Source organism: Pararobbsia alpina, assembly GCF_902859895.1.
Taxonomy (GTDB): Bacteria; Pseudomonadota; Gammaproteobacteria; order Burkholderiales; family Burkholderiaceae; genus Pararobbsia; species Pararobbsia alpina.
Genome location: NZ_CADIKM010000009.1, coordinates 90,971 through 107,214 on the forward strand (window position 1 = coordinate 90,971; position 16,244 = coordinate 107,214).

Genomic DNA, 16,244 nt, shown 5'->3' on the forward strand with positions numbered 1-16,244 from the left:
ACACAACCACTCGATGTCCCCGACGTACTCGCCGAGGTGCGCAATGATCGAAGGGGCAGCAGGTCGCGCCGCACTGGGAGACCGGCGACGTGACAGCTACCAAAGTGCCCTGCCGCACGGGCGATCGTTATTCAACGGTGTGCACAAGATGCTCTTGCGCACGACTGAAACCGGCTCGCCCGCTACGGTGCCGGAGCATGACGCAGCCGCGCTGGTGCGGTGCTGAAATCCATGTGGCCCGCCGGATCCTTTTCAACCCACTACTTTTGGATCAGCCATCAGCATGTTGAGAGACATGTATCGACAGTCGCTGTCGTCGTTCTTGCTGGTGATCATCGTTGCACTGTGTGCCGGCATCGGCGGGGCGGGTGTCGTTCACACGATCAGCAAAAGCGTATCGAACGGCGCATCACTGCGCGCCCTCGCGCCACAGTTTTTCTTCTTCTGCCTGTTGCAGTTGTTGTCCAAGACGGGCTCGCAGTTCCTGTTGATGAGTCTGAGTCAGGAAGTGGTATGCCGCCTGCGCATCGATTTGTGCCGAAAGGTGTTGCTCACGCCTCATCGAAAGCTTGAAACCCTCGGCAAAGCGCGGCTTCAGGCAATCCTGACCGCCGATATCACCACTGTGACACAGGCTGCGCAAGTGATGCCCTCGGTGTTCGCGAGCACTATCGTGATCGCCGTCTGCATGGGCTATATCGCATGGCTGTCCTGGTGGGTGTTTGCCTGTTTTTGCGCGCTCTTCTTGTGCGGGGGCAGCGCTTACTACTTCGCGGAGCGGTGGCCGAGAAAACGCATGCGCAAGGTTCGTGAACAGCTCGACACGGTGTACGAGCATTTTCGCTCGCTGCTGGCAGGTTCGCGCGAGCTGCAGCTAAACGAAGTGCGCGCAAAGTACTTTGTAGACCATGTCGTCACTCCATCGGCCCGGAACTTCCGGACGCTGTTTCTGCGGGGGATGGGGGCTTATTCGCTCGTCGATAACGCCGGCAACACGCTGTTCTATCTGACCATCGGCCTGCTACTGTTTGTCATGCCGGCCTGGCATCCGCAGCCGGGATCGGTGATGACCACGCTGACCTTTCTACTGCTGTTCCTGATCCAGCCGATCACCGATGTCCTGACCGCCTTGCCGTTCATTAGCCAATCATCAATCGCCCTGGCACGCATCCGCCAACTCGAAGCGGACCTGATGCCGGGCACCGAGGCGAATTCCCAACTTTCCACGGCCGATCCTTTCGCGCATGCCGAAGCGAACGCGCCTTTCCTAAGGTTCGCATCGGTCTATCACCAGTTCCCCGGCCTCTCGGACGACCGGCCGTTCATGCTGGGCCCCGTCGATCTCTCGATCGAAGCGGGCGAACTGATCTTCGTGGTGGGCGGCAACGGCAGCGGTAAGACGACGCTCGCCATGCTGCTGCTGGGTCTCTACGAACCCGAGCGGGGGCGCATCGAGCTCAACGGCGTGCCGGTCGATCGACAGAACATAGCGCACTATCGCCAACATTTCTCGGCCGTATTCGCCGATTTTCATCTTTTCGATGAGATCCTCGGCGCGGATCACCAGGACATTGGGGATCGGGCCACGCAGTACCTCGACGCGCTCGGCCTTTCGCACAAGGTGAAAGTCGAGTCTGGGCGGTTCACCACCACCAGTCTGTCGACTGGGCAGCGCAAACGGATGGCGTTGGTGTCGTCGTATCTCGAAGATAGGCCGGTATACCTGTTTGATGAATGGGCGGCTGATCAAGATCCGGCATTCAAACGTGTCTTTTACCGGGAGCTATTGCCCGAACTCAAGCGCCGAGGCAAGACGGTGATCGTCATTTCGCATGACGACGCGTATTTTGATTGCGCGGATCGCATCGTTACCCTCTCTGAGGGAACACTGACTGAAGCCCCCGCCGCAGCATCAAGCCAATTCATTCACGCGGAGTCCGAGGGTAGTGAACGGGCAGCCCAAAGCATTTATCGCAATGGGCAACCATTAACCAAAACGGCGGTTAAGCCCCTGTCGAACACTCAAGCATAGACTTGCAAACTCACTGATCGATTTCGATCAGAGTGAGATAGTCGGCCCTGCAAAATTCAAGGACGCGCTATCGCTTTGCGCCATATGGCTCTTTCGCCATGCAGCCGGCGGCATCCCGAATTCGCGCTTGAATGCCCGATTGAACGTCGGCTCCGAATCGTAGCCGACCTGCTCCGCTAGCGCGGCGAGCGACTTGCTCCCGATCAGGAGTTCATGCGAGGCGATCTGCAGACGCCACCGCGCCAGGTACTGCATGGGCGGCTGTCCTAACAGGTCAGTGAACCGTTGCGCAAACGCCGAGCGTGATAACCCCACCTTTCGCGCGAGTTCATCAACGCTCCAGGAGTGGGCTGGCTGAGCATGAAGCATCGATAGCGCAGGCCCGACGAAGCGATCGCGCACGCCCGCCAGCCATCCCTTCCGGTCTGCGGGCAACGTATCGATACAGCGGCGCACCGCCTCGACAAAGAGGAGTTCGGATAGCCTGGCAAGGACAATCGCACTGCCAGCGCGCCACTGCGCCGCTTCGGCAACAGCGAATCGAAGCGATGATTCAAGCCATGCCGATTGAGGATCGTTGCGCATATCGATCTTGAAGAGCCGCGGCAGCGAGGACAGCAACGGGTTGCTCAAGGTACCGTCGCAGGCCAGAAAGCCGCACACGACACGCGTTGACGGTCCGCCCCCGCCATAGGAGAGTGTCATCACCTGGCCTGGTGCCGTTTCCATTTGAATGGCCAGCAGGGGGCCAGCAAGCCCAGGAGAAAGGTCCAAGGCGCTGCCGAAAATATGCGCTTCGCCTTGTGGCACCACCAGCAGTTCGCCGGCATTGAGGTGAATAGCCGAGCCGGGGTCATCGGCCAGTCGCGCTGAACAACTGCCTTCGGTAATCAGATGGTATGAGATCACGCGTTCTGATCCTGGCAGGAACGCGGCGCAGAGAGCCGCATCCGCCTGGCCAAACAGACACCAAGGGGTGGTGAAGTCTCCGTTGAGGTACACGGCACCGCTTAGCCGCACAACCCGAAGGACGTCGGAAAGGGCATCCATCAAAAAGATCCGTCAATCCCGGCGTCCTGCACAAGAGAACTGGACGCCTGGTCATTTATCAATATGACCTGCGAGTTGATACTAGCACCCACCTCAACGCACAACAACACACCTTTCAGGGGTTCGACGACGGAAGCAGCAGATGCAATGCAAAACCACCAAGGAGAACACATCATGCGCTTACAAAGGCGGCTGCTTTTTGCGACGCGGTTCCATTCACGGTCAGTGGTGATTCAGCCGGAATGGGCTATTTTCATTGTGATACATGCCGTCAGTAGGACTGAGCAAGCGTACCGCGTTGCCGCACCAAAAGCCTGTTCCTATTCAAAGTTACCTGGAGCACAGTCATGTCCGCACTCACATCCACTCCCTCGCCCGCCGTCGATCTCGCGGCTATCAAGACCCGTCAGCAAGCCGCCTGGTCCACGGGGAACTATGCCGTCGTGGGAACCACCCTGCAGCTCGTCGGTGAGCAGCTCTGCGAGGCACTCGATCTCCGAGCAGGCAGCCGCGTGCTTGATGTCGCCGCCGGTAACGGCAATGCTACCCTTGCCGCCGCGCGCCGCTGGTGCAACGTCACTTCCACCGACTACGTGCCTTCGCTGCTCGAATCCGGGCGGATGCGCGCCCAGGCCGAAGGCCTCACGGTCCATTTCCAGGAAGCCGACGCGGAAAACCTGCCGTTCCCCGATGCGTCGTTCGATGCGGTGATGTCAACCTTCGGTGTGATGTTCACGCCGAACCAGGAAAAGGCCGCTGGCGAACTCGCGCGCATGTGCAAGTCCGGTGGCAGGATCGGCGTGGCGAACTGGACGCCCGAAAGTTTCATCGGACAGCTGTTCAAGACGATCGGCAAGTACGTCCCTCCTGCGCCAGGCGTCAAATCACCCGCACTATGGGGCACGCGGGCAAGGCTCGAGGAGCTCTTCGGCGACACCGCGCGGGAGATCCGCACGACCAGCCGCGAGTTCACCTTCCGCTACCTCTCGCCGGCACACTGGATCGAAGTGTTCCAAACCTACTACGGCCCAGTGAACAAGACTTTCGGCGCGCTCGATGCCGAGAAGCAGGTGGCCTTCACCCAGGACTTGCTGACGCTCATGGAGGGCCGCAACCGTTCTGGGGACGGCACGCTGGTGCTGCCGAGCGAGTACCTCGAGGTGGTGATCGAGCGGAAGTGATGCACTGGAGTAGATCATGTTTGCATACCTTGCCAAGACGTTCCGCCACTTGCTTGAACGGGCTGAACATAGTCGCCGTGACGCATACCTCGATTCGTCGGTCGATCTATGCGACCTGGAACGCCGCATGCGCTCGATCGAGACCAACGGCTAGCGAAACAACAAGGCCGCATCGCCCTCGACCCGGGAAACCCAGGATGCGGCCGCCGAGCAGTTCATTGACTTCCGCGCTATCCGTCTACGGCATCGAGCTGCCGACCGCACCCGCTTTCATGCTGCCTTGCGATGACGGGCCCTTGTGGAACTGCGTATAAGGCACCCCCCGCTCCGGATGCGCAGTCGTTTCATCGATGACCCGCTCGACATCGGGAACCTCGCGTAGCGCGGCCATGAACGGCGCCACCGGAAAGCCTGGTGCCACGCAGCCCTGGATCTGGATCCAACGCCGCCACACCGTCACCCACAAGGTACTCTGCCGCCCACCCGGCAGGTTGGCCGACAGCCATTGCAGCCGGCGGCGCGTGCTGTCGGCAATTTCCTCATCGTAAGCGTAGGCATTCGGCAGGCGGCAGCGCCCTTCCAGCCAACAGTGGTTGCCGTGCTCGATGCGGTGATGCGATTCGCGCTTCCACTCGGCTTCATTCACGCGCGGGCCGGCGGGCTCCGGGCAGTTCGGTATCGCAGAGGAGACCTGGAAGAACGGGTCATGACCGCGGTTCTGCAGGTCGTCCTCGGCATGCGCGCCGGGCGTCACCAGCATCAGCGCGCACAGCATGCAGCGGTAGTCGATCGTCATCGATGTCCTTCGCAAAACGTGCGGGACTTCGCGCCCAGCGGTCCGATTTCAAAGTGAAGAGGTCAAACTCGACTTTTGAGTATCCGATCAAAAAACTCAATCATCCTTGACCATCCTCGCTCGGCAGCTACCGGATCGTAGACTGGGAAGTCTGGCTTCATCCAGCCGTGCGCTGCTCCGATATATGTCTCTCCAAAGTACCGTACACCGGCTTGATCGAGCGCGTTCTCGAGGCGCTGCGCCATGGGTAACGGATAGCTCTCGTCGCCTTCGGCCGCTGCGATATAGAGTTCGGCCTTCAATTGCGGTGCATAGCGATGTGGGCTTCCAGGTGCGTCGGTCGCGAGATTGCCACCGTGAAAGCTGGCTACAGCCGCAAAGCGGTCGGGATATGTACCTGCGGCGGCAATGGCCATGCCACCACCCATGCAGAAGCCGACTGCACCTATGTTTTTATGGTCGACATCCGTACGCGTGTCCAAGTAAGTTAGAAGCGCTCCCGTGTCCTCAGCTGCCTTTTCGTTGCCCGTGGTCGCCATCAATGGACCGAGGATCGACCGCACGTCACCCTTGAACACTTCCACAGGATCAAAAGGCCCATAAGGGCCGTACCGATAAAAGAGGTCGGGCAGCAGCACAACATAGCCGGCGTCCGCTAAGCGCTGAGCCATTCCCAATACAGCAGGCCTGACGCCCCCCGCATCCATATAGAAAATAATGGCAGGCAAGCGCGTTCCTGCATTGGACGTAAAAACGTGAACAGGGCAAACGCCATCGCGAATTGAAATGTTCACCTTTTCATAAGTCATGATCGTACCTGTAGCGGACGACAATAAATGGAACGTTTCACGGAGTCGCTTGAATTGAGATCACGTACTGCGAGCACGAAAGAAAATGAGCTGAGACCGGCAAGGGATTCAGGCATCGCGCCAGCTCCTTTCAAGGGGGAAGGCCAGCCGGCATTTGCCGAGCGATTGTCGACGATTCTACTCCCTACACTGAATACCCTTTGTGGCAGGAAAGGGGCCCTCCGCCCGCCGGCATCTGCCTTACATCACTGCTAGCGGATCGTGCTAGATTGCACTGACGATGCCTTCAACGGAGTTTCTCGCATGGATACCCGTACAATTCTCGGCATGATTCATGCTGAGGAGGCTTTGGTGGTCTCCCTCGTTCGGGCGTTGCCATCGGACATAAGACGCAAGGTCGCCAACGACTTCCAAGAGCAGGTCGAACTCGCCGAGACATCGCACCTGAGCTCGACAAGCGATCGCGAAACGAGGGACGCGTTCAGGGCTCATATCAGAAGGCTGTCGATCATGCTTGCCTCGCTGTCTTAACGAAAAATCGACGAATCCGAGGGGGTTCGCATGCGGCGTGTCGCCAGGACTTCATGAAGTGACAGTCGGGGCTGCTGCGTGAACGGCTGCATATCTGCCAAGCTTGACTGAGGGACCGTCTGCTGTCGTCGGGCGGACTGATCATTCGGCGCGCGGCTTGCCATTGTGCGCGCCGAGTGGACGCGACGGCCAATCGTCCCACCGATTTTCACGCGTCACCGCAAACGACGATTCGTTCAAGGGATAGTAAATGCGATTCTCTGGTTTCGTGACCTCGCCTATCACGAGCAGCCTGACTTCCTCACTGGTATTGTTGAGAAAGCTATGGCAAATGCCGGTGCCTGCAGGAAACGCTACCGAATCGCCCGGCCGCAGCCGGTGCAAATTGCCGTCGACCCAAACATCCGGCGTTCCCTCGAGCACATACACGAACTCTTCCTCCGCACTTTCCGCGTGAGGATACGAAGTGCGACGCCCGGGAGGTAGGCGATTGTGATGAATTCCAATGCGTTGAAGTCCGAGTTTTCGAGCCAGGGGGGCTCCGATCGCCATGAGTTCCGAATCACCCGGATAGTGGTTGCTGTCGCCATCCTCAACCTCGGTCCAGTGCCGAATAAAGCTGGGGCGTTGCATTCAAGCTCTCCTTGGAGGCGATTCGCCTCATGACAACAGATCCAAAATGTCCCTCGATGGCATCCCACAGGGGCGGCAATCTTCCGCAGTCGCCCCCAATCCAGTCACTGGTCACCTTCAAATCACGAGAGTCCCGCGCGAAACCCACTAAACTAACCGTGACATGCGTTCTTTCTGCGCGAGGTGCCCGCCATGCCTCCTCTCGATGCGGGGCGTTCGGTTCGCCTCCTCTGCATCTTCCTGTGCATCGTCATGTCGTTTGGCGGCTGTGCCGGGTTCATGGGACAAGAGCCGCTGCGAGTCAACGTAGCGGGTGTTGCCCCTCTCGAAGGTGAAGGGTTGGAGATGCGCTTGAACCTCAAACTGCGCGTCCAGAATCCGAACGATTCTCCTGTCGAATACGACGGTATGTCATTAGAACTGGAACTGAACGGCGAACCGTTCGCGAGCGGCGTTAGCGATCAACGCGGGGTTGTGCCGCGCTTCGGCGAGACACTGATCGAAGTGCCAGTGACCGTACCCGCGTTCGCTGTCGTGCGCCAGGCTTTCGCTTTCGGAAACAGCGAGCACGCCGGTGGCTTTCCATACACGCTGCGCGGACGGCTGGGGGGCGGCATGATTGGCGGCACACGTTTCGTCCATGAGGGCACGCTGTCACTGCCGGCGGCCCCATGACGGGCCAGTGACGGGGCGCTTCTCCCTGTGTTGCGGGTCTAAAAAAGCGACTGCAAGTGCCGCGGAGACTCTCGCCGGATGCCACTGTCGTCAAACCGACAGAATGCGAAAGATGAACTCAGTGCGCGGCTTCGAATTTGGTTTGCTTAATGAACAACAGTCCTATTAGCGTCCGCATAACACGCCAGACGCGTGACCGTTCATGGCCCGCGTCGCGAAAAGATACCGGCCCGCTTGCCGAATGCCCGTATGGTCTTTATGGGAGTTTCCCGATAATCGAGCTGAATTCATCTTTCGTGAACGCGCGGAGTGTTTGCGTGCGAACGTTGCCTGCAGAGCCGAGTGCGTAGCCGAACGACATGAGGCTTTGCTCATTGGGTGCCTCGATGACAGTGACAACGTCATATTTGCCTAACGTCCAGTAGATCTCTTTCATTTGACAGCCAAAGGACTTGGCTAGCTCCGCCGCCTGGCTGGCCCGCTGCGGGCTGTTTTTGATGGTACGGATGCCCTGATCAGTGAATTGTGAAAGAACCACATAAGTCGCCATGACGATTCCCCTTACGATTAGTACGAGAAGGAATTCACGCGTGCGAGTCAGATTGCAAACGGCATTACGGTGGCATTACCCGAAAGCGATCTACGCGTAGTCTGAGTGTATGCAACGGATGCACATGCCACCCGCTTTTTGCCTTCGGGGATATAGAACTTGTCTCCTCGCTCCACCGAATGTGATCTTGAGACGCGTACTCTTCACGTGCGACGCCTTCAACGCGATTGCCGCAAACCACGTACACTCTCACGCGGCCGCGGTAGCGCATCAATCGATCGTTAGGCAGCACGTGCTGCGTTGCGCTGGGCGCCGCCGCGTAGACCGCCTTATCACGAAAACGTCAAGCATGGGAAACAGCCAACTTACCAGCATTACTCTTCAACAAAGCCGGATCGTCGTGGCCGGGGGCACGTCAGGAATTGGTTTTGCCGTAGCCGAAGCTGCGGCGCGTTCCGGAGCCGACGTCATCATCGCCTCAAGCAAGCCGGAGCGCGTCGCGGCTGCACTGGAGCAACTACCTCAAGGTACACGCGGCGAGGCACTTGACTTTACCGACGAGTCGCAGGTGCGCGCGTTTTTCGCGCGCGTTGGTCCGTTCGATCATCTTGTCTACACGGCCGGGGAATCACTGCTCCTGCAAAACCTTGCTGAACTCAGTATCGAAGCCGCGCAGCGAGCCTTCGAAGTGCGCTACTGGGGCGCGCTCAAGGCCGTCAAATACGCGGCGCCCCTGATTCGCGCAGGTGGCTCCATCACCCTTACAAGCGGAGTGGCATCGTCGCGTCCGCTGCCTGCCTGGACGATCCCGTCCAGCATCCTGGGTGCGATCGAGTCACTCACGCGGACATTGGCTGTCGAGCTTGCGCCGCTACGTGTCAATGCCGTGGCGCCCGGCGTCTTGCGTACCGCCTTGTGGGACAACATGAGCGAAGCCGATCGCGAGGGTCTTTACGACTATATCGCCGAGAAGATGCCGGTACGGCGGGTCGGGGAGGCAAGCGACGTTGCCCAAACGTATCTTTACCTGATGCAGCAGGGTTTTAGCACGGGACAGGTCATCGTTGTAGACGGTGGCCACGTGCTGGTTTAACGGACGACAACTCGCCTCCTTCGCGAGTTGTCCTCATCGAAAGGCATGACCGGGCTCGCACTCAGCAGTCCGGTCTCTCTGCGAAACAGGCGTCTGAACGTCCAAGACACGGTATGCCGACCCGTTGTTGCCGGTCGGACGAAGTCTTTGACCGACTCATCTTGCGCCAACATGAGACGGTCGCCGCGTGCGCATCGACCTATCGGTCTTCGGTCATTACAGGACGCACATATTCGAGCCCGAGCGGGCAGTGGGGAATGGCCGCCCGCGCGGATGTTGCCCGTACCGGCAACCCGCTTGAGCCGCTCATCAAAGATCCAGGCTCGCCGAGCGGCCCACTGTGCAGACGCTTATTCCTTTGCCGAGAAGGCCGAGAAAGCGTCCATGACTCGGCCAGAATAGGCGACAGCGGCGCCGGCGTTCATCGCCACAGCCACGCCTAGCGCCTCGGCGATCTCCTCACGAGTCGTGCCGAGGTCGATCGCTTTCTTCGTGTGATTCGCGATGCATCCGTCACTGCGAGTGGTAACAGCGACCGCCAACGAGATCAACTCGCGTGTTTTCGCGTCGAGGTGTCCCGTTTGAGCGTCAGCGGCGCAAATCTGGCGGTAACCGCCGACTGTCTCCGGGCTGGCCTCGGCTAGTTCTTTCACGCTCCCGCCAACTTTAGGGAGAAACGACTTCCAGTCAATAAGCATAGGGATGGTCTCCGCAGGAATATCATTTTTAGTGGTCGAGGTGAGAGCCTCAGTGACGGTATCGATATGCCAGGATGAGTCGTTCTTTCATCTGAGGGAACCGTCAACGGGCGAGACTATCACGATTAACTGGGCGAGATAATCATTTTGGCCGGCGCACGGTCACTCGGCCCGGTGCCAGCCCTCAAACCCGCCGACTACGTCGAAACCCTTCATGGGTGCCTACGTTCACCGGCCGCGAAAGAAGAACGAGGCGGGTTCGCGGGCCGGCACGGACGCTTCAGGCCCTCTGTAAAATGTCCATCGCCTTTTCGGCGTCGTCCACTGACTCGATCGCAAGGTAAGCAATAAATTGTGTACCCAGTACAGCGGCCGAAACACCGCGGAGGTCGACGCCTTCGTCTGCCAACATCTGGGTCAATTGCGCGATGATCCCCAGTTGGTCCATACCCATGACACGGACGGAGTGAAGACTAGGGGTGACGCTGAATCCCACCTGTGCGGCAGCCTTGATCTCCCTGTCCCCCTGCAGCGGTGCAACGAACACGACCCCCTTGCCCGGTGATTCCGGTGTGCGACGAGCAACGACCAGCTGCAGGTCTACGCCCGCATCCCGCAAGGCGCTTAATACCTGTGCAAGCCCGCCCGGTCTGTCCTCGATGGTAGCCGTCCAAACATCTACACGTTCTACGCTCAGTTCCATGACAGACCTCCCGCCTAACGCATCCATAAGAAAATCTACTTCACCGACGACACGCAAGCAAGGCAGCGCTCAGTTCGTTCCCCTGCGGCCATTGCTTTGCCGACGGCGAGAGCGGTGTGTCGTAGTTGCCAAAATGCTCGTGTTCTACGGCTCTCGATCACATCAAGGCAAAATACGGCTTTTGACCCCAGTTGGGCTCAGGGATTAAATGCCGGCAGCGGGCCTTCAAAGCTTTCATCGGGCCTTGTCCCGCGTCCGGAAGGATAGCTCGTCGTCCACGCGAGCCTACAGGAGCAATTTTTTTATGACCGAATCGAACATATCTTTCCTCGGCAGACTTTCGCTTGCCTTCGGAACATTTTTCGCCGTGCTCGGCGACCGCGAATACGCCGCCCGCGTGCATCGGCTGCGCGACGGGGCAGAAGTCTCGGCACCCGTCACGGCGCCCCAACCCGCAGCAACGGCCGCACCCACGATCAAGGCCGCAAGCCCAGAGGCGGCGCTTCAGCTTCTGGGACTTCTCCAGCGTGACGCGCGCTTCGTCGACTTCGTCGAAGAGGACATCGCAAACTATTCCGATGCGGACATCGGCGCTGCCGCAAGACTCGTGCACGACGGTTGCCGCGCGACGCTGCGCGAACATTTCACGATTCGCCCAGTGCGTGAAGAGCTCGAAGGTAGCCGCGTGACGCTCACCGACGGCTTCGACGCAACTGCGATTCGACTGACGGGCAATGTGGTCGGCAAGCCGCCGTTCAACGGCAGCATCAGTCACCGCGGCTGGCGAGTCGAGGAAGTCAGGCTGCCGATGTTGACCAAGACGCATGATGCGACGGTGATCGCACCAGCCGAGGTGGAACTATGAGTGAACCGCGCTATTCGATCGGCATCGATCTGGGCACAACCCATTGCGCCCTCTCGTACGTCGACCTCGGTGCCAGTGACGGCGAGAAGACGCATCAGGGCGTCCTGCCAATCACGCAACTCACCGCAGGGGGAGTCATTGAAGCGCGCGAGCTGCTGCCCTCGTTTCTCTACCTGCCCCATCCGAGCGAACTGACGCCGGGTGACCTGGCCTTGCCGTGGACCGCCGAGCGCGACTTCGCGGTCGGTGAAATGGCGCGAAGCCGAGGCGCAGGCACACCGATCCGTCTGGTGTCGAGCGCCAAAAGCTGGCTCTGTCATCCCGGTGTGGACCGTCGCGCGGCAATTCTGCCGAGCGACGCGCCACCTGAAGTGACGCGCGTCTCGCCACTCGAGACCTCGGTTCGCTATCTCACGCATGTGCGTGAAGCATGGAACCACGCGCATCCCGATGCGCCGTTCAGCGAACAGGAAATCACCGTCACCATCCCCGCTTCTTTCGATCCGGCCGCCCGAGAATTGACGGCCGAAGCGGCGCAAGCGGCTGGCTATGCTCGCATGACGCTGCTGGAGGAACCGCAGGCGGCGCTCTATAGCTGGATCCAGAAAAGCGAGGGCGCCTGGCGCAAGCAGGTGAAGGTCGGCGACACCATTCTGGTCGTGGACGTGGGCGGCGGCACGACCGACCTGTCGTTGATCGCGGTCGTCGAACGCGAAGGCAATCTCGAATTGCATCGTGTCGCGGTCGGAGAGCATATCCTGCTGGGCGGCGACAACATGGATCTTGCGCTCGCCCACGTGGTCGCGCGCAAGCTGGTCGCCCAGGGGACGCAGGCCGATCCGTGGCAGTTGCGCGCCCTCACCTATGCGTGCCGGACAGCCAAGGAAACGCTGTTGACCGACCGCAGTACCGATACGGTGCCGCTCGTCGTGCCGAGCCGCGGATCGAAACTGGTTGGAGGTTCGATCCGCACCGAACTGACCCGCGCCGAACTGACGCAGACGATTCTCGACGGCTTTTTCCCGCAAGTCGATGCATCGGCTCGCCCGATGAGCCGAGCGCGAGCCGGCCTGACACAGATCGGCCTGCCGTATGCGCAGGATGCGGGCATCACGCGGCACGTCGCCGCGTTCCTCGGCCGACAGGTCGCGGCGCTCGCCGAGCTCGACGGTTTGCAGCACTTGCCGGCCGAGGGTGCGAGCTTCCTGCATCCGACAGCGGTCCTGTTCAACGGCGGCGTGTTCAAGTCACCCCTGCTCGTCGAGCGAATTCTCGAGACCCTCAACGGCTGGCTCTCCGCCGACGGCGCGGCGCCGGCGCGCCTTCTGGGCGGCGCCGATCTCGACCTCGCGGTCGCGCGCGGCGCTGCGTACTACGGCTACGTCAAGCGCGGCAAGGGCGTGCGCATTCGAGGCGGCACGGCACGCGCTTTCTATATTGCGGTCGAGTCGGCGATGCCGGCCGTGCCAGGCATGGAGCCGCCTGTTCAGGCCTTGTGCGTCGCGCCCTTCGGTATGGAAGAAGGAACGGACGCGGCATCGCTCGCTCAGGAATTCGGTCTCGTGGTCGGCGAACCCGTGCACTTCCGTTTTTTCGGTTCGTCAGTGCGTCGGCAAGACCAGGTCGGCACGATGCTCGACTCCTGGTCGCCTGACGAGTTGCAGGAGCTGGATGAAATCCAGGCCACGCTGCCGCCCGAAGGACGCACGCCCGGCGAAGTCGTGCCGGTGAAGCTCCATGCGCGGGTCACTGAAACCGGCACACTGGAGCTCGAAGCCATGCCACGCGGCACAAGCGAGCGCTGGAAAGTTGAATTCGATGTGCGCGGCAGCGTGGGCGCCTGAGTGCAATGAAGCAATACATCGTCGGCATCGATCTCGGCACGAGTAATACGGTCGTTGCGTACGCCAAGGCGGGTGCTGACGAGATCCGCGTCTTCGATGTCGATCAGCTCGTGGGCCTCGGCGAGGTCGGCGCGCGACCGCTGTTGCCGTCCGTGCGCTATCACCCGGCGCCGGGCGAGCTTGCATCCGGAGACCTGCAATTACCGTGGAGCGGCGCCGACGACCGCGAGACACAACCGGCCGTGATTGGACGCCTCGCTCGCACGCTGGGCGCGCAGGTGCCAGGCCGGCTCGTGACGAGCGCGAAAAGCTGGCTGTCGCACGCGTCGGTCGACCGTCTCGCGCCGATTTTGCCGTGGGGCGTGGGCGATGAAGTCGGCAGGGTCTCGCCAGTGACCGCCAGCGCCAGCTATCTGGCTCACGTACGCGCGGCGTGGAACCACCGTTTTCCGCACGCGCCGCTCGAAGATCAGGACGTGGTACTCACCGTGCCCGCATCGTTCGATGAGGGCGCGCGTGCGCTGACGCTGGAGGCCGCGCGCATCGCGAAGCTGGCCACCCTGCGCCTGCTCGAAGAGCCTCAGGCCGCGTTCTACGACTGGCTGTTTCATCATCGCGCGACGCTGGGCGCCGAGCTCGCCCAAACGCGGCTCGTGCTGGTCTGCGATGTGGGCGGCGGCACGACGGACCTCACACTCATCAAGGTGCATTTCGAGGACGGCGAGCCGCAACTGACCCGCATCGGTGTCGGCAACCATTTGATGCTCGGCGGCGACAACATGGACTTCGCGCTGGCGCGTCTGGTCGAGACGCGCATTGCCACGGAGCAAACGCGCCTGCCGGCCGCGAGCCTGTCGCAGCTCGTCGAAAGGTGCCGCGCCGCGAAGGAACAGTTGCTCGGCGCACAGGCGCCCGATTCCGTCGCGATCACGCTGCTCAGTGCAGGGGCCCGGCTTGTCGGCGGCGCACGCACGACGGAACTGAGCCGGCGGGAGGTCGAGCAGGTCGTCGTGGAAGGGTTCTTTCCAACGGGCGGCCCGGATGAATTGCCTCGCCGGTCGCGGGCCGCGATCGTCGAGTTCGGCCTGCCCTACGCCGCCGATCCGGCAATCACGCGGCACATCGCGGCGTTCCTGAACAGGCTCGCCGCGCAATCGCGCGACGCATTGGGCACGCCCGATACTGCGCAACCGTCGTTGCCGATACCCGATACTTTGCTGCTCAACGGGGGCGTCTTCCGCGCCAAAGCGCACGCCGACCGTCTGGCGAGTTTGCTCGGCACATGGCGCCAGCAGCCTCTGCATGTGTTGCAAAACGACCATCCCGACGTCGCCGTCGCGCGTGGTGCGGGCGCTTATGGGCTGGCCCGCGCGGGACACGCGCCGCGCGTCGGCGGCGGCTCGCCGCGCAGCTACTTCCTCGTCCTCGACGATGCGCAGGCATCGCGAGGCGTGTGCCTGTTGCCACGCGGAACCGAGGAAGGACACGAGGTACATCTCGAGGATCGCGTGTTTGCGCTGCGACTCGGACATCCGGTGCGCTTCCATCTGACCTCTACCGTCGCCGACACAGTTTGGAAGCCAGGCGAGCTGGCCGACCTCACGACGGGTGACTTCGTCCGCCTGCCGCCGGTCGCGACCGTGGTGCAGCAGCAGGACGCGAGCGGCCCTCGCGAGCGACTGGTCAAGCTCACGACGTCGCTGACGGAAGTCGGCACGCTGGAGACGCACTGCATTGCAACCGACGACCCTTCGGAGCGTTGGTTGCTCGAATTCCAGTTGCGACGCGACGATGCTGAACACGACGTCTCCGAAGCCGCCACGCGTCACCCGTCGCTCGACAAGGCCATCGAATTCATCGACCGCACGTTCGGCGCGCGCGCGGCGAATGTCGACCCCAAGGAAGTGAAGCGCTTGCGTGCACAGCTTGAACAACTGCTGGGGCCGCGTCAAAGTTGGGATAGCGCACTGCTTCGCGAACTGTTCGGGGCGCTCTGGGAACGCGCGGGCCGGCGGCGGCGTTCCGCGGATCATGAACGCCTGTGGTTGAATCTGGCCGGCTATTGTGCGCGGCCGGGATTTGGCTATCCGCTCGACGAGTGGCGCATCGAACAGCTTTGGTCGCTATTCGACGATGGCATTCAGTATGTCAACGAAGGGCAGGTGTGGTCGGAATGGTGGACGCTATGGCGTCGCGCGGCCGGCGGGCTGCATGAGGACGCACAGCTTCAGGTGCTAGATGCAATGGCCTGGCTTCAAGCTGCTGCGGGAACGAAGCGGCACAAGCTGCCCTTCGATCCCGCGAAGGTGGGCTACGCGGATATGGTTCGCCTTTACGCATCGCTTGAACGCATCGCCGTTGATCGCAAGATCGAATTCGCGCAACAGCTTATGGTCCGGCTTCAACGGCCCTCGGAAAATCACCAGGGCTGGTGGGCGGTTGGACGCATCGGTTCGCGTCGCCCGTTCTATGGCAGCGCGCATGGTGTCGTGCCACCGGACGTAGCGACCCGATGGCTGGACGCAATCTTCGCGCTCGACTGGAAAAAGGTGGAGCCGGCGGCATTTGCCGCCGCGCAAATCGCGCGCATGACTGGCGACCGCTCAAGGGATCTGCCGCTGCCGGTCCGCGAAACTGTCGTGCGACGACTCGAAGCCACTAGCGCATCGCCAGCGTGGGTCGAAATGGTTCGTGAAGTCGTGACACTCGATAATGCCGACACGGGACGCGTGTTCGGTGAGTCACTGCCTGCCGGATTGAAATTGATCGTCGAATAACAGGTCT

The 16,244-nt window shown here is 61.0% G+C and carries 16 protein-coding genes; 9 read left to right on the forward strand and 7 right to left on the reverse strand.

Features of this window, described 5'->3' with window-relative positions; all coding sequences use genetic code 11:
- The first annotated feature begins 283 nt into the window (after nt 1-283).
- On the forward strand, nt 284-2,032 hold the full coding sequence (locus HV670_RS12280; RefSeq protein ID WP_175105056.1) for a cyclic peptide export ABC transporter: 1,749 nt from the start codon (nt 284-286) through the stop codon (nt 2,030-2,032).
- 27 nt (nt 2,033-2,059) lie between these two features.
- Here the strand turns inward: HV670_RS12280 and HV670_RS12285 are convergent, their stop codons facing one another.
- Nucleotides 2,060-3,082 (reverse strand): AraC family transcriptional regulator, encoded by a 1,023-nt coding sequence (locus HV670_RS12285; protein WP_175105057.1) that lies wholly within the window; start codon nt 3,080-3,082, stop codon nt 2,060-2,062.
- Nucleotides 3,083-3,429: 347 nt separating this feature from the next.
- On the opposite strand from HV670_RS12285, the gene HV670_RS12290 reads away from it, so the two are divergent.
- Nucleotides 3,430-4,263, forward strand: a complete 834-nt coding sequence (locus tag HV670_RS12290; protein WP_175105058.1) for a class I SAM-dependent methyltransferase — start codon at nt 3,430-3,432, stop codon at nt 4,261-4,263.
- 16 nt (nt 4,264-4,279) lie between these two features.
- Nucleotides 4,280-4,417 (forward strand): DUF3563 family protein, encoded by a 138-nt coding sequence (locus HV670_RS12295; RefSeq protein WP_175105059.1) that lies wholly within the window; start codon nt 4,280-4,282, stop codon nt 4,415-4,417.
- An 84-nt stretch (nt 4,418-4,501) separates the two neighbouring features.
- Here the strand turns inward: HV670_RS12295 and HV670_RS12300 are convergent, their stop codons facing one another.
- Together HV670_RS12300 and HV670_RS12305 are read right to left on the reverse strand one after the other, a co-directional pair.
- A complete protein-coding gene (locus HV670_RS12300; protein ID WP_175105060.1) occupies nt 4,502-5,059 on the reverse strand; it encodes a BON domain-containing protein in 558 nt (185 codons plus the stop codon).
- Nucleotides 5,060-5,121: 62 nt separating this feature from the next.
- Nucleotides 5,122-5,868 (reverse strand): dienelactone hydrolase family protein, encoded by a 747-nt coding sequence (locus tag HV670_RS12305; protein WP_175105061.1) that lies wholly within the window; start codon nt 5,866-5,868, stop codon nt 5,122-5,124.
- Between the two features lie 303 nt (nt 5,869-6,171).
- Here HV670_RS12305 and HV670_RS12310 point away from each other — a divergent pair, with 303 nt between their 5' ends.
- On the forward strand, nt 6,172-6,399 hold the full coding sequence (locus HV670_RS12310; RefSeq protein WP_175105062.1) for a hypothetical protein: 228 nt from the start codon (nt 6,172-6,174) through the stop codon (nt 6,397-6,399).
- Between the two features lie 141 nt (nt 6,400-6,540).
- On the opposite strand, the gene HV670_RS12315 is transcribed toward HV670_RS12310, so the two are convergent.
- Nucleotides 6,541-7,032, reverse strand: coding sequence for a cupin domain-containing protein (locus HV670_RS12315; protein ID WP_175105063.1), 492 nt, complete (start codon nt 7,030-7,032; stop codon nt 6,541-6,543).
- 252 nt (nt 7,033-7,284) lie between these two features.
- Here HV670_RS12315 and HV670_RS12320 point away from each other — a divergent pair, with 252 nt between their 5' ends.
- Nucleotides 7,285-7,707, forward strand: coding sequence for an LEA/WHy family protein (locus HV670_RS12320; protein WP_425511417.1), 423 nt, complete (start codon nt 7,285-7,287; stop codon nt 7,705-7,707).
- 256 nt (nt 7,708-7,963) lie between these two features.
- On the opposite strand, the gene HV670_RS12325 is transcribed toward HV670_RS12320, so the two are convergent.
- A complete protein-coding gene (locus HV670_RS12325) occupies nt 7,964-8,257 on the reverse strand; it encodes a GYD domain-containing protein (RefSeq protein WP_175105065.1) in 294 nt (97 codons plus the stop codon).
- A 349-nt stretch (nt 8,258-8,606) separates the two neighbouring features.
- On the opposite strand from HV670_RS12325, the gene HV670_RS12330 reads away from it, so the two are divergent.
- Nucleotides 8,607-9,350, forward strand: a complete 744-nt coding sequence (locus HV670_RS12330; RefSeq protein WP_175105066.1) for an SDR family oxidoreductase — start codon at nt 8,607-8,609, stop codon at nt 9,348-9,350.
- 350 nt (nt 9,351-9,700) lie between these two features.
- Here HV670_RS12330 and HV670_RS12335 read toward each other — a convergent pair whose 3' ends face one another.
- Nucleotides 9,701-10,048: a carboxymuconolactone decarboxylase family protein gene (locus HV670_RS12335; protein ID WP_175105067.1), complete on the reverse strand. Its 348-nt coding sequence runs from the start codon at nt 10,046-10,048 to the stop codon at nt 9,701-9,703.
- Between the two features lie 280 nt (nt 10,049-10,328).
- Nucleotides 10,329-10,751 (reverse strand): ACT domain-containing protein, encoded by a 423-nt coding sequence (locus HV670_RS12340; RefSeq protein WP_175105068.1) that lies wholly within the window; start codon nt 10,749-10,751, stop codon nt 10,329-10,331.
- Between the two features lie 304 nt (nt 10,752-11,055).
- Between HV670_RS12340 and HV670_RS12345 the strand changes: the two genes are divergently transcribed.
- The 3 genes from HV670_RS12345 to HV670_RS12355 are packed head-to-tail and all read left to right on the forward strand — an operon-like array spanning nt 11,056 to nt 16,237.
- Nucleotides 11,056-11,616, forward strand: a complete 561-nt coding sequence (locus HV670_RS12345) for a DUF2760 domain-containing protein (RefSeq protein ID WP_175105069.1) — start codon at nt 11,056-11,058, stop codon at nt 11,614-11,616.
- The gene (locus HV670_RS12350) at nt 11,613-13,460 is read left to right on the forward strand and encodes an Hsp70 family protein (protein WP_175105070.1); all 1,848 of its coding nucleotides are present in this window, start codon (nt 11,613-11,615) and stop codon (nt 13,458-13,460) included. Before HV670_RS12345 ends, HV670_RS12350 begins: the two co-directional genes overlap by 4 nt.
- Nucleotides 13,461-13,465: 5 nt before the next feature.
- A complete protein-coding gene (locus tag HV670_RS12355) occupies nt 13,466-16,237 on the forward strand; it encodes an Hsp70 family protein (protein ID WP_175105071.1) in 2,772 nt (923 codons plus the stop codon).
- Nucleotides 16,238-16,244 lie beyond the last annotated feature (7 nt).